Raw genomic sequence first — 17,483 nt, forward strand, 5'->3', positions numbered from 1 at the left:
GGGATACTAACACTAATTAATAGGCGTAGCAATTATATGAAACGTGGAGAGTTACAGGCTGGTCATAATGTGTGGGCAGAAAACCGAGGCTAAGAAAGAAACAAAGGAAACAAAGGCAGAACCACAGTACATTAGGATACCCAAGGGCTGTGTAAACGTAATAGTCGATACAACCAAGATATCATATGTTGACCCTAAGGGCCAGATAACAATAATCCGTGGTTACAGAATAGATGATCTAGGCAAGCATGCGAGCTTCGAAGAAGCTGCTTACCTGGTCCTATTCGGCAGGCTTCCGTGTGAAGACGAGCTCAAAGAGTTTAGTAAGAAACTTAACTCCGAAAGATGGCTACCCGTAAAGGTAATAGACGCACTTAAGCAAATCCCTCCCTTCGCCCACCCCATGTTCTATGGCTCCTACGGTCTCCTACTTCTAGGCATGTATGACCCTGATGAAGGAGACTTAAGCATTGATAAGCTCTATGATAGAGCAATACGTATCATCGCAAAGCTTCCACTCTTATTTATAAATGGGTGGCACCTCTCACGCTATGGCCGCCTAATTGAACCCGATAGATCACTAAACCACGCTAAAGACGTGCTTCGAATGATACGTGGAGGCAACATGCCTACTGATACCGAGGCAAGGGCCTTTGAATCAAGCCTCGTACTCTATATGGATCACGGCTTCAACGCTTCAACCTTTACTACAAGAGTTATAGCCTCAACGCTTAGCGACATGTATTCAGCTATAGCAGGAGCAATAGGAGCACTAAAAGGCCCGCTTCACGGAGGGGCGAACCAGAAAGCAATCGAAATGTTGCTAGAAATAGGATCACCTGAAAACGTTAGATGGTATGTTGAGGAGAAGCTAAAACGACACGAGAAGATAATGGGATTCGGGCACCGTGTCTATAAGCTTCATGATCCGAGAACTGATGTCTTAAGAGAATGGCTCGAAAAGCTTGCAGAGACAAGCGGCGAGGCCAAGAAATTCCTCGATATGATAAACGAGCTAGAGAAAACTATGTGGGAGCTAAAGAGGATACCGAGCAACATTGATCTGTACACTGGTGCACTATACTATCTCCTAAAGATACCCAAGGAATTCTATACACCAATATTCGCGATAGGCAGGGTAGTTGGCTGGACTGCTCACTACATCGAGCAAGTAAGCAATAACAAGATTATCAGGCCAAAGGAGGACTACGACGGACCACGGGGCTTGACTTATAAGCCTCTAGAAGAAAGATGTAAGAGGTAATTTTTCCAAAATATGGAAAAAATTATTTTTCTTCCTTTATGTAGTTTATTAGGACTTCTGTGTACTCGCTTGTACGTAGCGGTTTAACACCGGGCATATGCCTTGCTAGGTCCTGCGTAACTTTCTTTTCCTTAATAGCTCTCTTTATCGCGTTGTGTATTAAGTCAGCGGCTTCTTTCCATCCCAGCACATGTTTTAGAAGCAGTGTACCACTGAGTATCTCTGCTGTTGGATTAGCCAGATCTTTGCCCGCATACTTGGGTGCAGTCCCGTGAACAGGCTCAGCTACCGAGATGAAATCTCCCGAATTCATGCCGGCAGCCATCCCTATTCCTCCGACAAGGGCATTTGCCTCGTCACTTATGTAGTCTCCATTAACGTTTGGTGCAACTATTACCTCGTAGTCCCACGGCCGCGTAATTATCTGTTGGAGCATATTGTCAGCTATCCTATCATTCACTAATATTTTTCCTTCGGGGAGTTTACCCTCGTATTTAGTATAGAGTTCGTCCTCTGTTATAACGTAGTCACGGAACTCTGTAACAGCGACCTCGTAGGCCCATTGCCTAAAGGCGCCTTCCGTGTACTTCATTATGTTTCCTTTATGCATTATGGTTACTATTTTGTTACCATTCTCTATCGCCCATCTTAGTGCCTTTCTCATTAAGCGCTGGGTAGCAAATTTTGAGATAGGCTTTATACCTATTCCAGCGTCTTCTCGAAGAACAATACCGAACTCCTTCTTGAGAAACTCGCGTAGCTTCTTAGCCTCTGGGCTGTCAGCAGGCCACTCTATCCCCGCGTAAAGGTCCTCGGTGTTTTCACGAAATATGACAAAGTTGTCGTGTTCTGCATAGCAGTGTGGCGCTGGTTGACCGAAATAATAGACTGGCCTAATATTAGCGTAAAGATCAAGCGCCTGCCTTATAGCCACGTTTAGGCTTCTATAGCCTCCTCCAACCGGTGTCTCAAGGGGGCCCTTGAGGGCAACGAGTGCATATCTAATACCGTTTAACGTATCTTGCGGAAGAAGTTCACCGTAGATCTTCATGGCTTTATGACCAGCGTAGAGTTCCCACCAAACTATTTTCCTTTTACCGCCATAAGCCTTCTCAACGGCTGCATCGATCACCTTTCGCGCGGCTGTTACTATCTCTGGGCCTATTCCGTCACCCTCAATGTAGGCAACTATCGGCTTATCGGGGATAACTAGCCTTCCATCTACTATTTTTATTCGTTCTCCTTCCTCTGGTGGCTTGACTTTCTCAAATCGTGGCTCAAATTTTTCGATAGAATCGTATTCGCCCAAAAATAATCTCCCTCAATTATTGTCTCGATTCTATTATTTGCATACTGGAAGTTAATAGTATTGTTACCCCGCCTACAGTAGAATGATTGTAGCGCTTAGACGAGACTACTTTGATAAACCCCATTAATATTACACCTCTACGTGAAGAGAGCGTTTTAATGAGGTGCTGTTCTTTTGTCAAAGAGCGACATTATTGCTAAAGAGATCCTTGAATCGCCTATCGGAAAGGTTGCCGTTTATCGGCTTGATAGACTTGAGGAGGCTGGATTAACGAAAATATCACGGCTTCCGTATACTATCAGGATTTTGCTTGAGAATGTTGCCCGAAACTATGATGGAAAAACCGTCACAGAGGAGGATGTTAGAACAGTTGCTTCTTGGCCTCAAGGAGCGGGCGATAAGGTAATTCCCTTTATGCCCTCAAGAGCAATACTTCAAGACTATACTGGTGTACCTGCCGTCGTAGACCTGGCTGCGATGAGAGACGTGGCTGCAGAGTTTGGCTGCAATCCGAGGATAATTGATACTCACATACCGGCCCACCTCATTATTGATCATAGTATCAGTGTTGATTACTTTGGTACTTCATATGCGCTCTATAGGAACATGGAGCTCGAGTTCAAGAGGTATAAGGAACGCTACCGCCTCCTAAAATGGGCTCAGCAGGCTTTCGGAAACCTCAAGGTAGTACCGCCAGGTAAAGGCATAATCCACCAAGTAAACATTGAGTATCTCGCAAAGGTCGTAATGACGAAGAAGATCAATGGCGAAACAATAGCATATCCAGACAGCGTTATAGGAGCCGATTCTCATACTACCATGATAAATGGAATCGGCGTTCTCGGCTGGGGCGCTGGCGGTATAGAAGTTGAAGCTGTCATGCTGGGACAGCCATACTACATGATACTGCCCGAGGTTATAGGTGTCAAACTAGTAGGCGAGCCACGTGAAGGAGTAACTCCAACAGACATAGTGCTCGCTATCACCGAGTTCCTACGAAAGAACGTTGAAACCGTAGGCCGCTTTGTAGAATTCTATGGGCCCGGCCTTAAGTACCTGCTCGCATTCGACAGAGCAACTATAGCGAACATGGCGCCCGAGTACGGCAGCACTACCGGATTCTTCCCAGTAGACGAGGAGACGCTTGCTTTCCTCCGCCTCACAGGACGCGACCCGGAGCATGTGCGCTTTGTGGAATGGTATACAAGACTTCAACACCTCTTTTACACAGATAATGAACCGGAGCCAGAGTATAGCATCAAGCTAGAGTTCGACCTATCAAGCGTTGAGCCCTCCATAGCCGGCCCAGCTCACCCGGACGAGCGGGTAAGTCTAAAAGAGGCCAAGAAACGCTTCAGAGAAGTTCTTGCAAAGTACTTCGAAGAGGCAAAGAAGAAAGGCCTTAATGTGCCAGAGAAGGGCGTCAAGATAAGCTTTGACGGAGAAGAGTACGAGGTACCACACGGAGCAGTCGCTATAGCAGCCATAACAAGCTGTACTAACACGTCAAACCCGCACGTAATGATAGGCGCAGGACTTGTCGCGAAAAAAGCCGTCGAAAGAGGACTAACGAGAAAACCATGGGTGAAGACAAGCCTTTCACCCGGTAGCCGCGTAGTCGTCGAGTACCTGCGCCAGACCGGCCTAAGCCAATACCTTGAGGCACTAGGCTTCCACGTCGTAGGTTTCGGCTGCATGACATGCATAGGCAATAGCGGCCCACTAATACCCCAAGTGGAGAAGGCCATTCGCGAGCAAGGCCTCTTCGCTACATCAGTGCTGAGCGGTAATCGCAACTTCCTTGGAAGAGTCCACCCACTAACACGGGGTAACTACCTAGCGTCCCCAATGCTCGTTGTAGCCTACGCTCTAAAGGGAACCATAGACTGGGACCCCGAGACAGAGCCCATAGACTATGATCCAAACGGCGAGCCCGTATACTTGAAAGATATATGGCCAAGCACATCAGAGATTAAGAAAATGATAAGAGAATACGTGAGCCCGGACCTCTACAAGAAAATCTACAAGGACATATACAAGGGCACGGAGCAGTGGGAGAAGCTAGAGGCTCCAAGTGGCGATCTCTACGCATGGGACCCATCTTCAACATTCATACAGAAACCACCATTCTTCGAAGGCTTCACCCTCGAGCCTCCAAAGCCTAGCGACATAATAGGCGCAAGAGTCCTAGTAATGCTTGGCGACAAGGTAACAACGGACCATATTTCACCAGCCGGGCCGATTCCTCCGGACAGCCCTGCTGGCAAATACCTAATAGAGCATGGTGTAAAGCCATCCGAATTCGGAACATATGGCGCAAGAAGAGGCAATCACGAAGTCATGATGAGAGGAACATTCGCAAACCCGAGGATAAAGAACCTGCTAGTAGACCGAGAAGGAGGATACACGATTTACTGGCCCACAGGAGAAATAATGACCGTATATGATGCGGCAATGAGGTATAAAGAGCAAGGAATACCGCTAATAGTGATAGCCGGCAAGCGCTATGGTGCCGGAAGCAGCCGTGACTGGGCAGCAAAGGGCCCATACCTCTTAGGAGTCAAAGCCGTAATAGCGGAGAGCTTTGAGCGCATACATCGAAGCAACTTGGTAGGCATGGGGATACTGCCTCTTCAATTCATGCCAGGCCAGAATGCGAAGACGCTCGGCCTAAGGGGAGACGAGGTCTACGACATTATAGGGATAAGTGAGGGCCTCGAGCCACGCAAGAAGCTAAAAGTAATAGCGCGCAGACCGGATGGAACTAAGATAGAATTCGAGGTAGTTGCCCGCCTCGACAACTGGGTAGAAGTAGAGTATTACAAGCATAGCGGTATACTACACTACGTGCTTAGAAATATGATAAAGAAGTGCCTCGAGCAAAAGAAGCACCAAAAGTAAGCCTTTTTATTAGGAACACTTTGTTCTTAGTTCCTCCCTTCATATTATTTATGTTGCAAAATAGTAGCGTTGTACACAACGTAACCAATACTAGGTAACATGCTTGTGAACATAAACGGGGACACTTATGCCAATAGTGTCTGAGAAGCTCCTTGCGCCAGTAGATGTTATCGTTGATAGCCGAGAGGCATCCAAGAACAAAGATATCGTGGAAAAGATTAAGCAGAAAGGAGTCAAGGTTGCAGTGATGGAGCTACAAGCTGGTGATTACTATATACTAGCACCCGATCCGTCCAAGGCATTACTTGTTGAGCGGAAAACAGTACTTGACCTAGCCAATAGTATAAGGGATAACAGGATATGGGACCAGGCAAAGCGGCTCAGCGAAGCGGCTCGCCACGATGGTGTAAGGCCCGTAATTGTTCTTGAAGGATGGCTTGGCCTAATAGAGAAGAAGACCAAGTGGAATCTGACTGCAGTGCTTAGAATAATTGACGAGCTCGTTCTTGACTGGGGTATACCGGTTATACCTACCAACAATAAGGATGCGACAGCAGCATGGATAGCAGCAAAAGCAAAGAGTCTTGGAAAAACAGAGGAGAAGCGCATACTTCGCTTACGTGTTGAAAAGAAACCGATGTCTCTAAACGATAGAATCTTATACGTTGCTGAGGGCATTGTAGGCCCTATTCTTGCAAGGAGATTACTAATGCATTTTGGAACATTGAGGAGAATAGCGAATGCAAGCATAAACGAGCTTATGAAGGTCGAAGGTATAGGCGAGATTAGGGCTAGAGAAATTTATGCGATATTCAATACTCCGTGGAAGCCGTCTAGTGCAGATAAAGGACAAGATCCCCGTGGAAAGTCTCCTGCTGGGAAGTGATAAGGAATTGTTTGGAAAAAGAGGCGCGATTTTCTGAATTAAAATGCAGTTTAATGTTAATAGGGTTACTCTTGTATTTCTTCCATGTGGATTATGGAGACGGGGCAGCTCTCTACTGCTGACTGTACACAGTCCTTCAGATCCTCTGGGACGACACCTTCTGCGGGGTTGTTTGGATCAGTCCTCCACTTGGCAACTATTTGGCTCTTTCCATCCTCTTCGCTCATCTCGAAGACGTCTGGGCAGAGGCTTACACATACCATGTCTGCAATGCACTGGTCTCGGTCTATCCAGACGCGTATCTTGGCCACGGTTTTCACCGTGATATTCTTGACACGAATGAGGGATATAAGTGCTTCCGTTTGTGTCATCTAGGGTATTGTAGTAACCCAGCGACTTATGTAACACGCGTTAATATTAGTGTTTGCAAATTTGCTTCAATAGTACTAGTCTATCATGACCTGTTTCAAATAACTCCGCACAGTCTTCAAGAACGCAGAGACCAGTGAGGGCAGCAATTATAGCATCTTCTTCGTGTCTGCTTCTGGGTCTACGAGGTAGAGATACATTAAGTTCTTCAAGAAGCTGGCTAAACGAACAACCGCTTATTTTTAAAGAACTCGAAGGATGAGTCTCAACAACGATTATGCCAGCTACCTCCAACATTCTCTTCAATCTTATAGCTCTCTCGGCGAGCATAATCATTGACCTCATTGTGAGTGGTAAAAACCGAGCCCCCTTTGCCATAGCCATTCGCTCAACGTCTCTGAAGCCTCGTCCTCGTGGAGGAAAAGAAAGCGGTGCGTCAACAACGACTAGCCCGACCCTATGGTGCATAATCGGGTCTACTACGTCTTCATCGCTAAAAACCTCTTCAAGGAAAATAATAGAGCGCGTGGCTGTATCAAGTATTGCTAACCCTGTGGGGCGTCGATGTATTGCAGCTAAGTCTAGTCCAGCAATGCGCCGCATCCACCCAGCCTCTCCATGGCGCTTAAAACCTGCTTCTTGGCTTCATGAAGTCTTACTTTCGGCCAGAAAATGGAGAGCAACTTTTTAGGCAAGGATAATTTAAGAGGCGCTCCCGCGGCGCGTGGGTGGCCCCCACCACCAAGCTCATACGCAACTTTCTGAACATTAGCCTTTATCGATCTGAGGCTTATTCCGGTACCCCTTTTGCGAACGATTACCGCTATGTCTCCCTGAAACCTATAGAGAAGACTATTGCCAAGAATGCTTGCATTTGGAGGCCCCGGATCCTTCAGTACAAAGACGATTCTACAGCCGTGTATTTCAACTACTTCCGTATTGCGGAGAGCCTTGTTGAACCCATTGAGCTCCTTGTTAAGGTATTCTTGTAGTGCTTCATCTAGATCAGGCCACCATATTGCTCCTTCTGCAAAACCTTTGACAAGAACCCTTTTCCACTTATCGCCTTTAGGCCCCCTATACCTACCAACGATGCGATAGAGCTTAGGAGCCCAAGGATCGTCCCATTTCCATAGATCAGCCGCGCATGTTGCGCGAACAAGCATCTCAATGAAATCATCTGTTTGTGACTCGAGCTCGTCCGGCGCGTACTTGGCCACAACGCCAGCAGCGCAAGTAGAGGTATCGACGTGTACGTGGACTCCTAGACCAGCCAGCTCCTTGACCCACTCGTCGCGCCAGCGATGATGGTCGTACCATTCAACTCTTACACCATTAGAAACGAGCCTTTTTAATTGAGCAGTTATTTCGCTGAAGGTGTCAGCATTAGGGCCTAAATCCATTACAGCGATGCGCTGTAGCCTTTGGGAAGTATTGCTTAACGTCTTATGTAATTTATACGGCTCAGTAAATGCTACATCTACGTCCTCGCCGAGCTCTCCGCCGTGGAGCCGTAGGTATATCGCAGCAGAAGCTACTCCATCTAAATCCGTATGCGTTATTATCAGTGTTGACAACCTACATCACCCAGTAAACGTGATTGAGCAGCTATGCCGCGGAGAAGAGCAATAATGCCCAAGACGCAGGCTTCTAGGGGCCTCAGTGACGCCGACCCCGCACATGTCGAGGATTTTCGCCTCGGTGTTCGTCATCACCGGTCCTGTCAGTTAGTAACGCTTACCTCTCTAAGGTTATTAGCTATTCGCGTGTAAAAGGGGGCTTGGGGACTTCTGGCAAGGTGTACTGTGCATTGAGTTTTTCAAGTATTATCAACGCTGACAGGGTACGTCGAGTGGGAGAAGCACTTAGTCGCATTCCGCTAGATGCAGTACACGTTATTGAGTCTAATGACCCTCAGTACACAGCTGTAAAGAAAATTATAGAGAAGTGTGGTCCACGTGGAGTGGCCCTTGTCGTAGCTAACGCGCTCATAAGCTACCGACTTAGCCTTCCAGGAGAAAACTATTGGCTCGAATATGCAAACTACCTATCAACAGAAGGCTGCGATAACGACATCTCTATCATTATCTCAAGATTCCTTGCAATCAGCCGAGGCAACCGCATGCTTCACAGACAGAAACTTTCAAGAATACAGAAGGCATCAAGGGCTCTTCAATCAATATCTGTAAATCCATTACTGTTCCGCGATCTGAGATTGCTCGTTAATAGAATAGCGGCAAGTCTTGGAGCAAGGCCTTGGGAGAAAACAATAGTCTTTGCCGCAAAAATGGCCTACTATGCCTATCGAGCACTCGGAATTAATGTTAAAAACGCCGAGGAAATACCGTTACCTATTGATAGGCGTGTTGCGCTTCTAACAAGTACTTCAGGGCTCATAGTTGCCGAGCCAGAGATAATACTTCAAAGGCTACGCGACGAAGCGATTACAGCATGGAGACGTGTATCCGAGATATCAGGTATGCCAGCTTTGCACCTTGATGCAGTAATATGGTTGCCGGCAAAGGGTATTGAAAAATATCTCAAGATGGGTATTGAGGCAGCCCGTGAAGAGTACGCGAAACGCCTCGTAGACTATAGTCAAGGCCTAATAAAATGGGATGTTGCTAAACGCGTTGCAACCGAGATATTATATTACGATATCTTTTCAAAGAGTAAATCCAAGAAATAATATCTCTCTAGCTCGTGCTCTATCCGTGACGATGCTATATAGGCCAAGTGTCTTATAAGCTCGCGGTGCTCAGAATCTCCAGCCACATTGAGGCCTTTAAACACATTCCCGCCAGCTATATCGGAGCATGACTCAACCCTCTCATCGACGCATCCAAGGGGCGGGAAAGTGACATAACTAACGCTATGTTTCTCCCTCTTTTCGAGATCCATTAGCCTAAAGCCGCTCCTAATCAGCATGCGGCAAACGCTCAACCCTTTAATAATATCCAATGAGTCGTTGAGCTTGTCTATGAGACGTTTAAACTTATAAACAGTGTTTCTTAAAGGGAGACTAGGAAGCACGAGCGCTCTTTCATAAAAGTACTTCATGCACTCGTCGACTAAAGAGCGCCACCAAGCGGGGCTCTTTACATTGTTGAGAACATTTTCGATACCATGTGGCTTGTTATCAAAGTTCTTACCATTGCCTCGGAAAACTATCGCTGGAATACCGTTTATTAATTGAAACCAGACAGCACTGCTCCAAAGCGAACCCCCTTCATGTCTTGCAGAGTGTCCAGTGATATTGGTAAGCGGTGGTATTGCTAAACTCTGCACCTTATCCGAGTACTCGAAGTTCTCAAACCAAATAACAAGTCCAGCATATGTATTTAACAACATCCTCCTTATAGTCATGTTGTAGAGACGTGCCCCGTACCCGGTATGATATGAAGGATGAAGTGGATCGCCTAGAGCATTAGCAGAGACAATGAGTAGCCTAGAATTTACATTATTTTTCACTAGTTTTAGAAATATTTTAAGCGCGTTGATTACCCCACGCTTGCTGTTTCCTCGGAGAAAATCGGTGCTTGACCCTACAAGTATAAAGGGTCTTTCGGCTGGCGATTTACTCCACGCCTCAATAATATAGCCAGTACTAGCTATTCTTCTGCTATCTACGTTGATCTTTATGCGGCCTACTTTACCGTCTAGATGCGAGTTAGTAGAGAGTACGGGCACTATGCCGGCGCAGATATTTGTAATAGTGAATGGTGGCTCCGTAGCAATGCTCCTCAGAGTTTTCGGCGAATGAAGAATTATAGCTTGCGGTTTTCTAGCAGCGAGTTCCGCGTATACTTGCTTATAATGACTAAGAGAGTTGGAAATTATGTCCCTTCTTACTAGGACAATGTATTGTGAAAGATTTGTTAATGCTCTTGCTTCTTCGAAGGTGATTAATGGAGCCTCAATTGGTTCTTTTATGGTTTTGCACATGGGCCAGAGCAGTGCCCTAACCTCATTACCCGAATAAGCTATTGACGATTTCTCGTGCCATGAACTCACTTTGATCTTTGTCACAGTGTACTCGATGTCGCTAATTTTATCCAGGATGTTTACAATGTATTCCACTAGCTCTTCTTCAAATCTTGACCCAGGCAGGATCTCGTCTATGTTCTCGAGGTACTCTACGAGTCGTTCGAATTCTTGTGACATGTGCAATTGTTGCACCGAGACCAAGTAGCTGCGATGCTGAACTGTAAATAGACACAGTAATGTAAAATCACATAGTCATAATTTAAAAATGAGTTGTTTGCTAGAGCGTTATGGCAAATGCCGGGTTTTGTTTCCTCTTTATCTTTAGTATTTCTTTGAGCACCATCATCTCGTCATCACTTAGTTCATTCTTGTACTTTGTGAGCCATAGTATTGCGTGCCTCTCCGGTATATCAGTATAAAGTACGTCTCCTTCATCTATGTGCCTTCCGACGAGTACGTGGCCTTTTATCGAGATTGCGACGGCCATTCCTGCGCGTGCTTCTTGCACGGTCTTTCCACGGTCTTGTATCTGCATTATTGTGCCTATTCGTTTACCGTCTTCCCTCATTAATGGGTAGCCTGGCTTGATGATACCTCCAAGTACTTCTACACCGACGATGGCAGGGTTGCTGCGCCTAAATACATAGCCGGGGATTATCCTTATCTTGCCCGGCCTAATTAGCTGTTCGAGCTCTTTTCGTTTCTCTGCTTCTATTTGTTCTTTGTACCATTTCTCGAAGTCCTCGAGAAGCCGGTAGATCACGTTATTGGTGAATATCTTTATGCCGTGTTTTCTGGCCTCTTCTTCTGCTTCAGGAAGGGTCTTCACGTTAAATGCTAGTATTACCGCATAGAACTTGTTAATTTCCTTGCTTGCAACAGCTTCAATCACATCGCGCTTTGCAACAGGGCCTACGTCCGCATATCGTATCGGTATGCCTCTCCTCCTGAGTGTTTCTACCAGGGCTTCAAGGCTTCCAAGCGTGTCTGCCTTTACTACAACTCCTTCCTTATCGGTCTTAATTCTGAGCGATTCTATCTCCTTCATCACATGCGTTGCTAGCTTCTTTGCCTCTTCTTCATCTTGGGCAACAAGTATCGGCGCACCCGCTACAGCTTCCTCAAGGCCTGGAGCAACTATCCTCACACCCGCAGCAGCGTATACCTCCTCTACGGGCTCAAGCTCTCTCTTAGCCACACGAATCTCTTGAAGAGGCTTAGGCATCAGCAGTGCACGTACACGTGTTATAACTGGGCCATTGAGCCCACCAGTAACTATTATGTCGCCTCTGCGTAGAACACCATCGTAGATTATTACATCGGCGGCCGTGCCCATGCCTGGTTGTTCTCTAATCTCTAGTATGACGCCTTTGGCTGGGCCCTCAGCGAAACGTAGTCTATGCTGTAGATAGCGTTGCGTAAGACCTGCTAAAACAGCCAGCAGCTCCGGAATGCCTTCGCCCGTCTTCGCGGAGACAGGTACCACTGCCACTGTTCTCGTAAAGTCTTTTACCCTATCAAAGCGGTCGGCCTGGAATCCTTGCTCGTAGAGCTTTGCTACGACGTTATCCCATAGTCTTCTCTCAAGCTCCTCCTGAACCCGCGGCGCCTGCTTCTGGTACGATACTAGGAAGGGTTCGTTCGGATGCGGCTTCCAGCCCGGGATTTTATCTATCTTGTTGGCGGCAACGATGAAGGGCACCTTTCTTTGGCGTAGTATCTCTATTGATTCGTAAGTTTGCTGCTGGAACCCCTCATTTATATCTACAACCAAGATTGCGAAGTCTGCTACGCTGCCCCCTCTTCTCCTAAGATTTGTGAAGACCTCGTGGCCAGGCGTGTCTATGAACAATAAGCCAGGAATTATCAGCTTGAATGGAATTATCTTTTTCAGTGGCTCGGCGAGTTTCTCAATAACGCTTGCAGGTACAAGGCTTGCACCAACGTGCTGAGTTATTAACCCAGGTTCTTTAGCAGTAACAGTTGTTCCACGGATTCTGTCAAGAAGCGTTGTCTTACCGTGGTCAACGTGGCCGAGGACAACAACAATTGGTTGTCTTAGTCGTTTACCGCTCTGCTTCTCTGCGCTCATACCCTAACACCCCCTTAAACCTTCTTGCACACAGCCCCTCTATAATGAGTGTCTCTCTTTCTCTGCGACGCTCGATCATTAAACCTAGCTTCGATATCCCTTACCGCCTTTACAGCGAGAGGGTATAAGAAGGGGCAGTGAATGAAGCTTCCTCCCGAGCCCTCCCTCTTGGGGAGGGGATGCTGGGCCCACTAGGGCCCGGGGATGAACCACTAGGGGGTAGTACGTCATGCCTGAGTTCAAGGTCGTAATCTCGGATCCAAAGGCAGGAGCAGATATACCCGAGATCAAGGTAAAGGTTAAGGGAGACGAAAACATAGAATATGGTGATGCAGAGAAGTCTCAGAAAAAGCTGCCAATCTGTAAGGCCAATCCAGAACTAGTCAAGAAGCTAAACGCCGAGCACGGCATTATAACTATAAGGATACGCAAAGAGGAGAAAAAAATCAAGCATACTTGTAAAGTTGTTGAAGACGAGTCCATACCTCCCGACGAGGTCAGAGTAAGCCTCGAATGGCTCGGCGACGCAACCGGCGCGGAGGAAGCTGAAGGCGTTGCTTTTCGCGCAAAAGCGTGGCAAATAACTATAGCGAGTCCCCAAGCGGACCAGCTGATAGGGCTCAAGATCGGAGACAAGTTTGACGGCTCACTTGTGGGGCTACCTGGCTACCAGCTAGAGATACGTGGAGGAAGCGATAATAGCGGTTTTCCGATGCTGCCAACGCTTCCAGGGCCGGTAAAGAAGAAGGTACTATTGTCAGGGCCGCCTGGCTTCCATCCCAGAGAGAAGGGAGAACGCAGAAGAAAGACTGTTCGCGGTAACACGGTAACGCATGATACAGTCCAAATTAATACTGTAATAGTTTATTCAAAGAAGTAGCTCTGCTAGATATTCTCGCTGAGTGAAGGTCTTGCATGTGTTTTTATCATTGTTCTCCTTTACACGATGTTTTTCCTGCACTTCTGTAAGTGTCTCAGTTTTGCTCTTATAGGGGTAGGCTAGTAGCTTGAAGGTATGGGGTGGTTTCTGTGGCGAGACTTGATATGGACGAGATTGAGGCGCAGCGCCGCCGGCAACCAGAGATGAATATTGGTACTGCTGGCCACGTTGACCATGGCAAGACGACGCTTGTTCAAGCACTGACTGGTGTCTGGACCGCAAAGCACAGCGAGGAATTGAAGAGAGGTATGACGATAAAGCTCGGCTACGCCGAGGGTGAAATATGGTACTGCGAGGGCGCAGAACCCCCTGATGCTTATCAGCCTTTCCCCGAGAATTGCCCCGAAGGAACAGTCCCCAAGCTTCTACGAAAAGTCTCATACGTTGATGCACCAGGTCACGAAATATTGATGGCTACAATGCTTTCTGGCGCGGCACTGATGGATGGAGCGTTACTAGTCATCGCTGCTAACGAGAAGTGTCCTCAGCCTCAGACCCGTGAACACTTTGCTGCATTAGATATCGTAGGTGTTCATGACATAGTTGTTGTTCAGAACAAAGTCGACGTCGTTACACCGGAAAGAGCTAAGGAGAGCTATAATGAGATAAAAGAGTTCCTTAAAGGAACATTTGCCGAAAACGCTCCAATAATACCCGTCAGTGCGCTACACCGCGTAAACATTGATGCCCTTCTCATGGCAATGGAGTACTTCCTCCCAACTCCTAAGCGTGACCCCTCTAAGCCCCCTCTGATGTTCATAGCCAGAAGCTTCGACGTTAACAAGCCCGGTACACCGGTCGAAGAACTTAAAGGAGGAGTTGTCGGCGGATCGTTGATTCAAGGAGTCCTACGCGTAGGCGACGAAATAGAAATTGCACCAGGTATACGTGTTGAAGAGAGAGGAAGAGTCCGCTATGAGCCAGTAGTAACAGAGGTAGTGAGCCTTCGCTTCGGCAACCTAGAGTTCGACGAGGCACGTCCAGGCGGACTAGTAGCTGTTGGAACAAAGCTTGACCCCGCAATAACCAAAGCGGATAACCTAGTAGGAAACGTCCTAGGTAGACCAGGTCACCTTCCTCCGGTTATGAATAGTCTTCGCATAGAGTACAAGCTGCTCGAAAGAGTTGTCGGTACTAAGGAGCTGGTTAAAGTCCCGCCCATGAGGCAGCGGGAAATCGTCATGCTTACAGTTGGTACAGCAGTAACTCTTGGAATAATAACGAAACTTAGCAAAGACGAAATGGAAGTCGCGCTTCGCAGGCCAGTAGTGGCATGGGATGGTGCGAGAGTTGCTATATCGAGGCAAATCATGGGGCGTTGGAGGCTCGTAGGTTGGGGTATAGTCAGAGAATAAGACGCATAATACTAGATACTAGTGCCCTCATGCTTCTCTACGATGGTGTGCAAGTTTTTGAAGAGGCGGAAGAACTACTTCTCTCAAAACCTGAATGCATTGTGCCCAAACCGGTTATCGAGGAGCTTGAAAGAATAGCATCGGCTAAGGATAAGACCTTGCATCAACGAAGAGCAGCTCGTCTAGCGCTTCAGGTAATGGAAAAGAAGGGCTGTAAGATAGTAGACGTAGGGCAGAGTGCTGACGATGCAATAATAGAGCTTGCAAGAGCGTTGAAAGATGCTGTGGTTGTGACGGCGGATAATGAGCTTAGGAGGAGGCTGCGCGAGCTAGGCCTTCCAAACATTTACTATAGGAAGTCACGACACGGCCTAATGCTCGAGGCATGAATGCATTTATTAGTGGGAGCTGTTAAGCCTAGCATCTATCTATTAATACTTCCTGTACCCCTTGTACGCATAGCGGCACTTCCTAAGCGGTATGTCTCGGAAATGGCGGCGAGGGTGACAAATTGTACGTCGTTTACCGGGTTAAGGACGTTGTAAGGATTCCACCAAGCCTCTTTGGAGCACCTCTCGAGGAAGCAGCGCTACGGGTGTTAACGGAAAGGTACGTTGGCTTTGTCCACCCAGATATGGGGATCATAGTTGCTATTTTCGATGTAAATGTTGATCCTAATGGACGCATACTTCCAGGCGATGGTGCAACATATCATGACTCGGAGTATAGCGTCCTCGCATTTAAGCCTCGTGTCAAGGAAGTCGTTGAAGGAGTTGTTGTCAATGCACAGCAATACGGTATCTGGGTTAACCTAGGCCCGATAGAAGGGTTTGCACATATAACCCAGCTAATGGACGACCACGTTATATTTGACCAGCAGCGTAGGGCGATGATAGGCGAGAAGACGAGAAAAATCATAGAAGTCGGGAATGTTGTGAGAGCGCGAGTAGTATCCGTATCAATGCCTACAGAGCCTACTTTGAGGCCAAGAGTACAACTAACGTTAAGACAACCATATCTCGGCCGCCCTGAATGGTATAAACAGGGCAAGAAAAAGGAAGAAGAGCAGTCATAACAACCTTATCAGTTCAAAGCTATAGGAAAAGCTCATAGTGAATACTGCTCTGTTTAATTATGTAGAAGGTGTTTGGATATGAGTGTCCGAAGAGCCCGTCTTCCACCATTCAAGGCATGTAGGAAGTGTAAAAGCTTAGTGCCACGTGAGGCTACACGCTGCCCAGTATGCGGCTCAACGGATCTTTCTGATGATTGGGAAGGCGCGGTAATAATTATTGATCCCGAGAAGTCGAAGATAGCGAAAACCCTTGGGCTCGAAAAGCCTGGTAGGTATGCGATTAAGGTAAGATAATGCTGAGGAACCGAGCAGCCGTGAGCTATGTTAGCTTGTTTTTCCCGACAGATCTATGTCTTCCAGCCAGTATGAGGGCGTATCTCTCATCAACCCCTCCCCGCGCTAAGCTGGTAGGAAGCATACTTTTGGCTAGAGATAAGCTGCGCTATAAGCGGGTCATAAGTGTAGGTGATCATGTTACTCAGCAGCTTCTCGTCAGCGGGATAACGCCCTGGGTAGCAATCTATGACTGTGTAGAACGCCGCCAGAAGAGGAGTTGCCCAAAGATAGCGAGCCATAGAGAAGTTGCTGTAGAGAATCCGCGCTCAACATTGACGCTTGGTGCGCTCAAGGCTATAGAGGAGGCGCTAAGGGAAGGAAACACGTCTATCCGCGTAATAGGTGAGGAGGACCTCTTGGCCCTGCCTGCAGCGCTCTATGCACCAATAGGTGCATACATTGTTTACGGGATGCCAGGACTGGCAGCTGTTCTGATTAAGGTTGACTACGAGCATAAACGTTCAGCCGCCAATCTGTTGCGATTCTTTCTTCCCTGCCCAGCTAAGGGTAAAAAGGAATAAACCCGCAGGGGCAAACACGCTCTGCGGGAGAACACTATAGACTGCACGGCGGGGTGCCTGCAAGTGTCACAGCAAATACCGCGTGAAGTAATCGAGATGTTTATACCAAAGGGGTCTAAGAAGCTTGAAGTAGACCTAGGTGAAGGCTACGAGGTATATGTTACTAAGGACTGGTATAACCCGCTTATCAAGAGAAGAGAAATTGATGCAACTATAATACATGTTGGAAAGCCAACACCAAGCCGCATGAAACTTAGAACACAGTTCGCCAAGGCGCTGAATGTTGACTTTAAGCGCGTCTATATCAGAAGCGTTAAGTCAGAGTACGGAGTAGGCATTAGCCGCATCGAAGTACACGTGTATGACGACGTGGAAAGAGCGCTGCAATTCGAGCCAAAATACATTATAGAACGCAACAAGCTCCCAGAGGAAATGGAGGAATAACCCC

The 17,483-nt window shown here is 47.2% G+C and carries 17 protein-coding genes; 11 read left to right on the forward strand and 6 right to left on the reverse strand.

Annotation, left to right across the window (positions count from 1 at the left end):
* Window positions 1-67 precede the first annotated feature (67 nt).
* Entirely contained in the window at window positions 68-1,264 is a 1,197-nt protein-coding gene (locus tag SBG41_RS09975) for a citrate/2-methylcitrate synthase (RefSeq protein ID WP_317895387.1), read from the forward strand.
* A gap of 22 nt (window positions 1,265-1,286) precedes the next feature.
* Here the strand turns inward: SBG41_RS09975 and SBG41_RS09980 are convergent, their stop codons facing one another.
* On the reverse strand, window positions 1,287-2,573 hold the full coding sequence (locus tag SBG41_RS09980) for an NADP-dependent isocitrate dehydrogenase (RefSeq protein WP_317895388.1): 1,287 nt from the start codon (window positions 2,571-2,573) through the stop codon (window positions 1,287-1,289).
* 174 nt (window positions 2,574-2,747) lie between these two features.
* Between SBG41_RS09980 and acnA the strand changes: the two genes are divergently transcribed.
* The gene (acnA, locus tag SBG41_RS09985; RefSeq protein ID WP_317895389.1) at window positions 2,748-5,474 is read left to right on the forward strand and encodes an aconitate hydratase AcnA; all 2,727 of its coding nucleotides are present in this window, start codon (window positions 2,748-2,750) and stop codon (window positions 5,472-5,474) included.
* Between the two features lie 127 nt (window positions 5,475-5,601).
* The gene (locus tag SBG41_RS09990) at window positions 5,602-6,360 is read left to right on the forward strand and encodes an ERCC4 domain-containing protein (RefSeq protein ID WP_317895390.1); all 759 of its coding nucleotides are present in this window, start codon (window positions 5,602-5,604) and stop codon (window positions 6,358-6,360) included.
* 65 nt (window positions 6,361-6,425) lie between these two features.
* Here the strand turns inward: SBG41_RS09990 and SBG41_RS09995 are convergent, their stop codons facing one another.
* From SBG41_RS09995 to SBG41_RS10005, 3 genes are all read right to left on the reverse strand, one after another.
* Window positions 6,426-6,671 (reverse strand): ferredoxin, encoded by a 246-nt coding sequence (locus SBG41_RS09995; RefSeq protein WP_317895391.1) that lies wholly within the window; start codon window positions 6,669-6,671, stop codon window positions 6,426-6,428.
* A 106-nt stretch (window positions 6,672-6,777) separates the two neighbouring features.
* Window positions 6,778-7,332 (reverse strand): DUF429 domain-containing protein, encoded by a 555-nt coding sequence (locus tag SBG41_RS10000; protein ID WP_317895392.1) that lies wholly within the window; start codon window positions 7,330-7,332, stop codon window positions 6,778-6,780.
* Window positions 7,311-8,306 (reverse strand): DHH family phosphoesterase, encoded by a 996-nt coding sequence (locus SBG41_RS10005; protein WP_317895393.1) that lies wholly within the window; start codon window positions 8,304-8,306, stop codon window positions 7,311-7,313. Before SBG41_RS10005 ends, SBG41_RS10000 begins: the two co-directional genes overlap by 22 nt.
* Before the next feature lie 233 nt (window positions 8,307-8,539).
* Here SBG41_RS10005 and SBG41_RS10010 point away from each other — a divergent pair, with 233 nt between their 5' ends.
* Complete coding sequence (locus tag SBG41_RS10010) at window positions 8,540-9,418, forward strand: N-glycosylase/DNA lyase (RefSeq protein ID WP_317895394.1); 879 nt, start codon at window positions 8,540-8,542, stop codon at window positions 9,416-9,418.
* Here the strand turns inward: SBG41_RS10010 and SBG41_RS10015 are convergent.
* Together SBG41_RS10015 and infB are read right to left on the reverse strand one after the other, a co-directional pair.
* Window positions 9,382-10,893, reverse strand: a complete 1,512-nt coding sequence (locus tag SBG41_RS10015) for a hypothetical protein (RefSeq protein ID WP_317895395.1) — start codon at window positions 10,891-10,893, stop codon at window positions 9,382-9,384. The two genes, SBG41_RS10010 and SBG41_RS10015, sit on opposite strands and share 37 nt — an antisense overlap.
* 100 nt (window positions 10,894-10,993) lie before the next feature.
* A complete protein-coding gene (infB, locus tag SBG41_RS10020) occupies window positions 10,994-12,808 on the reverse strand; it encodes a translation initiation factor IF-2 (RefSeq protein ID WP_317895396.1) in 1,815 nt (604 codons plus the stop codon).
* A 229-nt stretch (window positions 12,809-13,037) separates the two neighbouring features.
* Between infB and SBG41_RS10025 the strand changes: the two genes are divergently transcribed.
* The 7 genes from SBG41_RS10025 (at window position 13,038) to SBG41_RS10055 (ending at window position 17,479) form a co-directional block, all read left to right on the forward strand.
* Window positions 13,038-13,688 (forward strand): 30S ribosomal protein S6e, encoded by a 651-nt coding sequence (locus SBG41_RS10025; protein ID WP_317895397.1) that lies wholly within the window; start codon window positions 13,038-13,040, stop codon window positions 13,686-13,688.
* Between the two features lie 164 nt (window positions 13,689-13,852).
* The gene (locus tag SBG41_RS10030; protein ID WP_317896524.1) at window positions 13,853-15,103 is read left to right on the forward strand and encodes a translation initiation factor IF-2 subunit gamma; all 1,251 of its coding nucleotides are present in this window, start codon (window positions 13,853-13,855) and stop codon (window positions 15,101-15,103) included.
* Window positions 15,082-15,492 (forward strand): PIN domain-containing protein, encoded by a 411-nt coding sequence (locus SBG41_RS10035; RefSeq protein WP_317895398.1) that lies wholly within the window; start codon window positions 15,082-15,084, stop codon window positions 15,490-15,492. The genes SBG41_RS10030 and SBG41_RS10035 overlap by 22 nt, the downstream gene beginning before the upstream one ends.
* Before the next feature lie 122 nt (window positions 15,493-15,614).
* Window positions 15,615-16,178, forward strand: a complete 564-nt coding sequence (locus SBG41_RS10040; protein WP_317895399.1) for a DNA-directed RNA polymerase — start codon at window positions 15,615-15,617, stop codon at window positions 16,176-16,178.
* Window positions 16,179-16,256: 78 nt separating this feature from the next.
* Window positions 16,257-16,472, forward strand: a complete 216-nt coding sequence (spt4, locus tag SBG41_RS10045) for a transcription elongation factor subunit Spt4 (RefSeq protein WP_317895400.1) — start codon at window positions 16,257-16,259, stop codon at window positions 16,470-16,472.
* A gap of 128 nt (window positions 16,473-16,600) precedes the next feature.
* The gene (locus SBG41_RS10050) at window positions 16,601-17,035 is read left to right on the forward strand and encodes a DUF359 domain-containing protein (RefSeq protein WP_317895401.1); all 435 of its coding nucleotides are present in this window, start codon (window positions 16,601-16,603) and stop codon (window positions 17,033-17,035) included.
* Between the two features lie 63 nt (window positions 17,036-17,098).
* Window positions 17,099-17,479, forward strand: coding sequence for a 30S ribosomal protein S24e (locus SBG41_RS10055; protein WP_317895402.1), 381 nt, complete (start codon window positions 17,099-17,101; stop codon window positions 17,477-17,479).
* The last annotated feature ends 4 nt before the right edge of the window (window positions 17,480-17,483 follow it).

It is taken from the genome of Pyrofollis japonicus (assembly GCF_033097485.1).
GTDB classification, from domain to species: domain Archaea; phylum Thermoproteota; class Thermoprotei_A; order Sulfolobales; family Pyrodictiaceae; genus Pyrofollis; species Pyrofollis japonicus.

Excerpts from the sequence above, each read along its gene's own strand:
- SBG41_RS09975 (WP_317895387.1), top strand. The coding sequence starts at position 68 with ATGTGTGGGCAGAAAACCGAGGCTAAGAAAGAAACAAAGGAAACAAAG.
- SBG41_RS09990 (WP_317895390.1), top strand. The coding sequence starts at position 5,602 with ATGCCAATAGTGTCTGAGAAGCTCCTTGCGCCAGTAGATGTTATCGTT.
- SBG41_RS10000 (WP_317895392.1), bottom strand. The coding sequence starts at position 7,332 with ATGCGGCGCATTGCTGGACTAGACTTAGCTGCAATACATCGACGCCCC.
- SBG41_RS10015 (WP_317895395.1), bottom strand. The coding sequence starts at position 10,893 with ATGTCACAAGAATTCGAACGACTCGTAGAGTACCTCGAGAACATAGAC.
- infB (WP_317895396.1), bottom strand. The coding sequence starts at position 12,808 with ATGAGCGCAGAGAAGCAGAGCGGTAAACGACTAAGACAACCAATTGTT.
- SBG41_RS10025 (WP_317895397.1), top strand. The coding sequence starts at position 13,038 with ATGCCTGAGTTCAAGGTCGTAATCTCGGATCCAAAGGCAGGAGCAGAT.
- SBG41_RS10030 (WP_317896524.1), top strand. The coding sequence starts at position 13,853 with ATGGACGAGATTGAGGCGCAGCGCCGCCGGCAACCAGAGATGAATATT.
- spt4 (WP_317895400.1), top strand. The coding sequence starts at position 16,257 with ATGAGTGTCCGAAGAGCCCGTCTTCCACCATTCAAGGCATGTAGGAAG.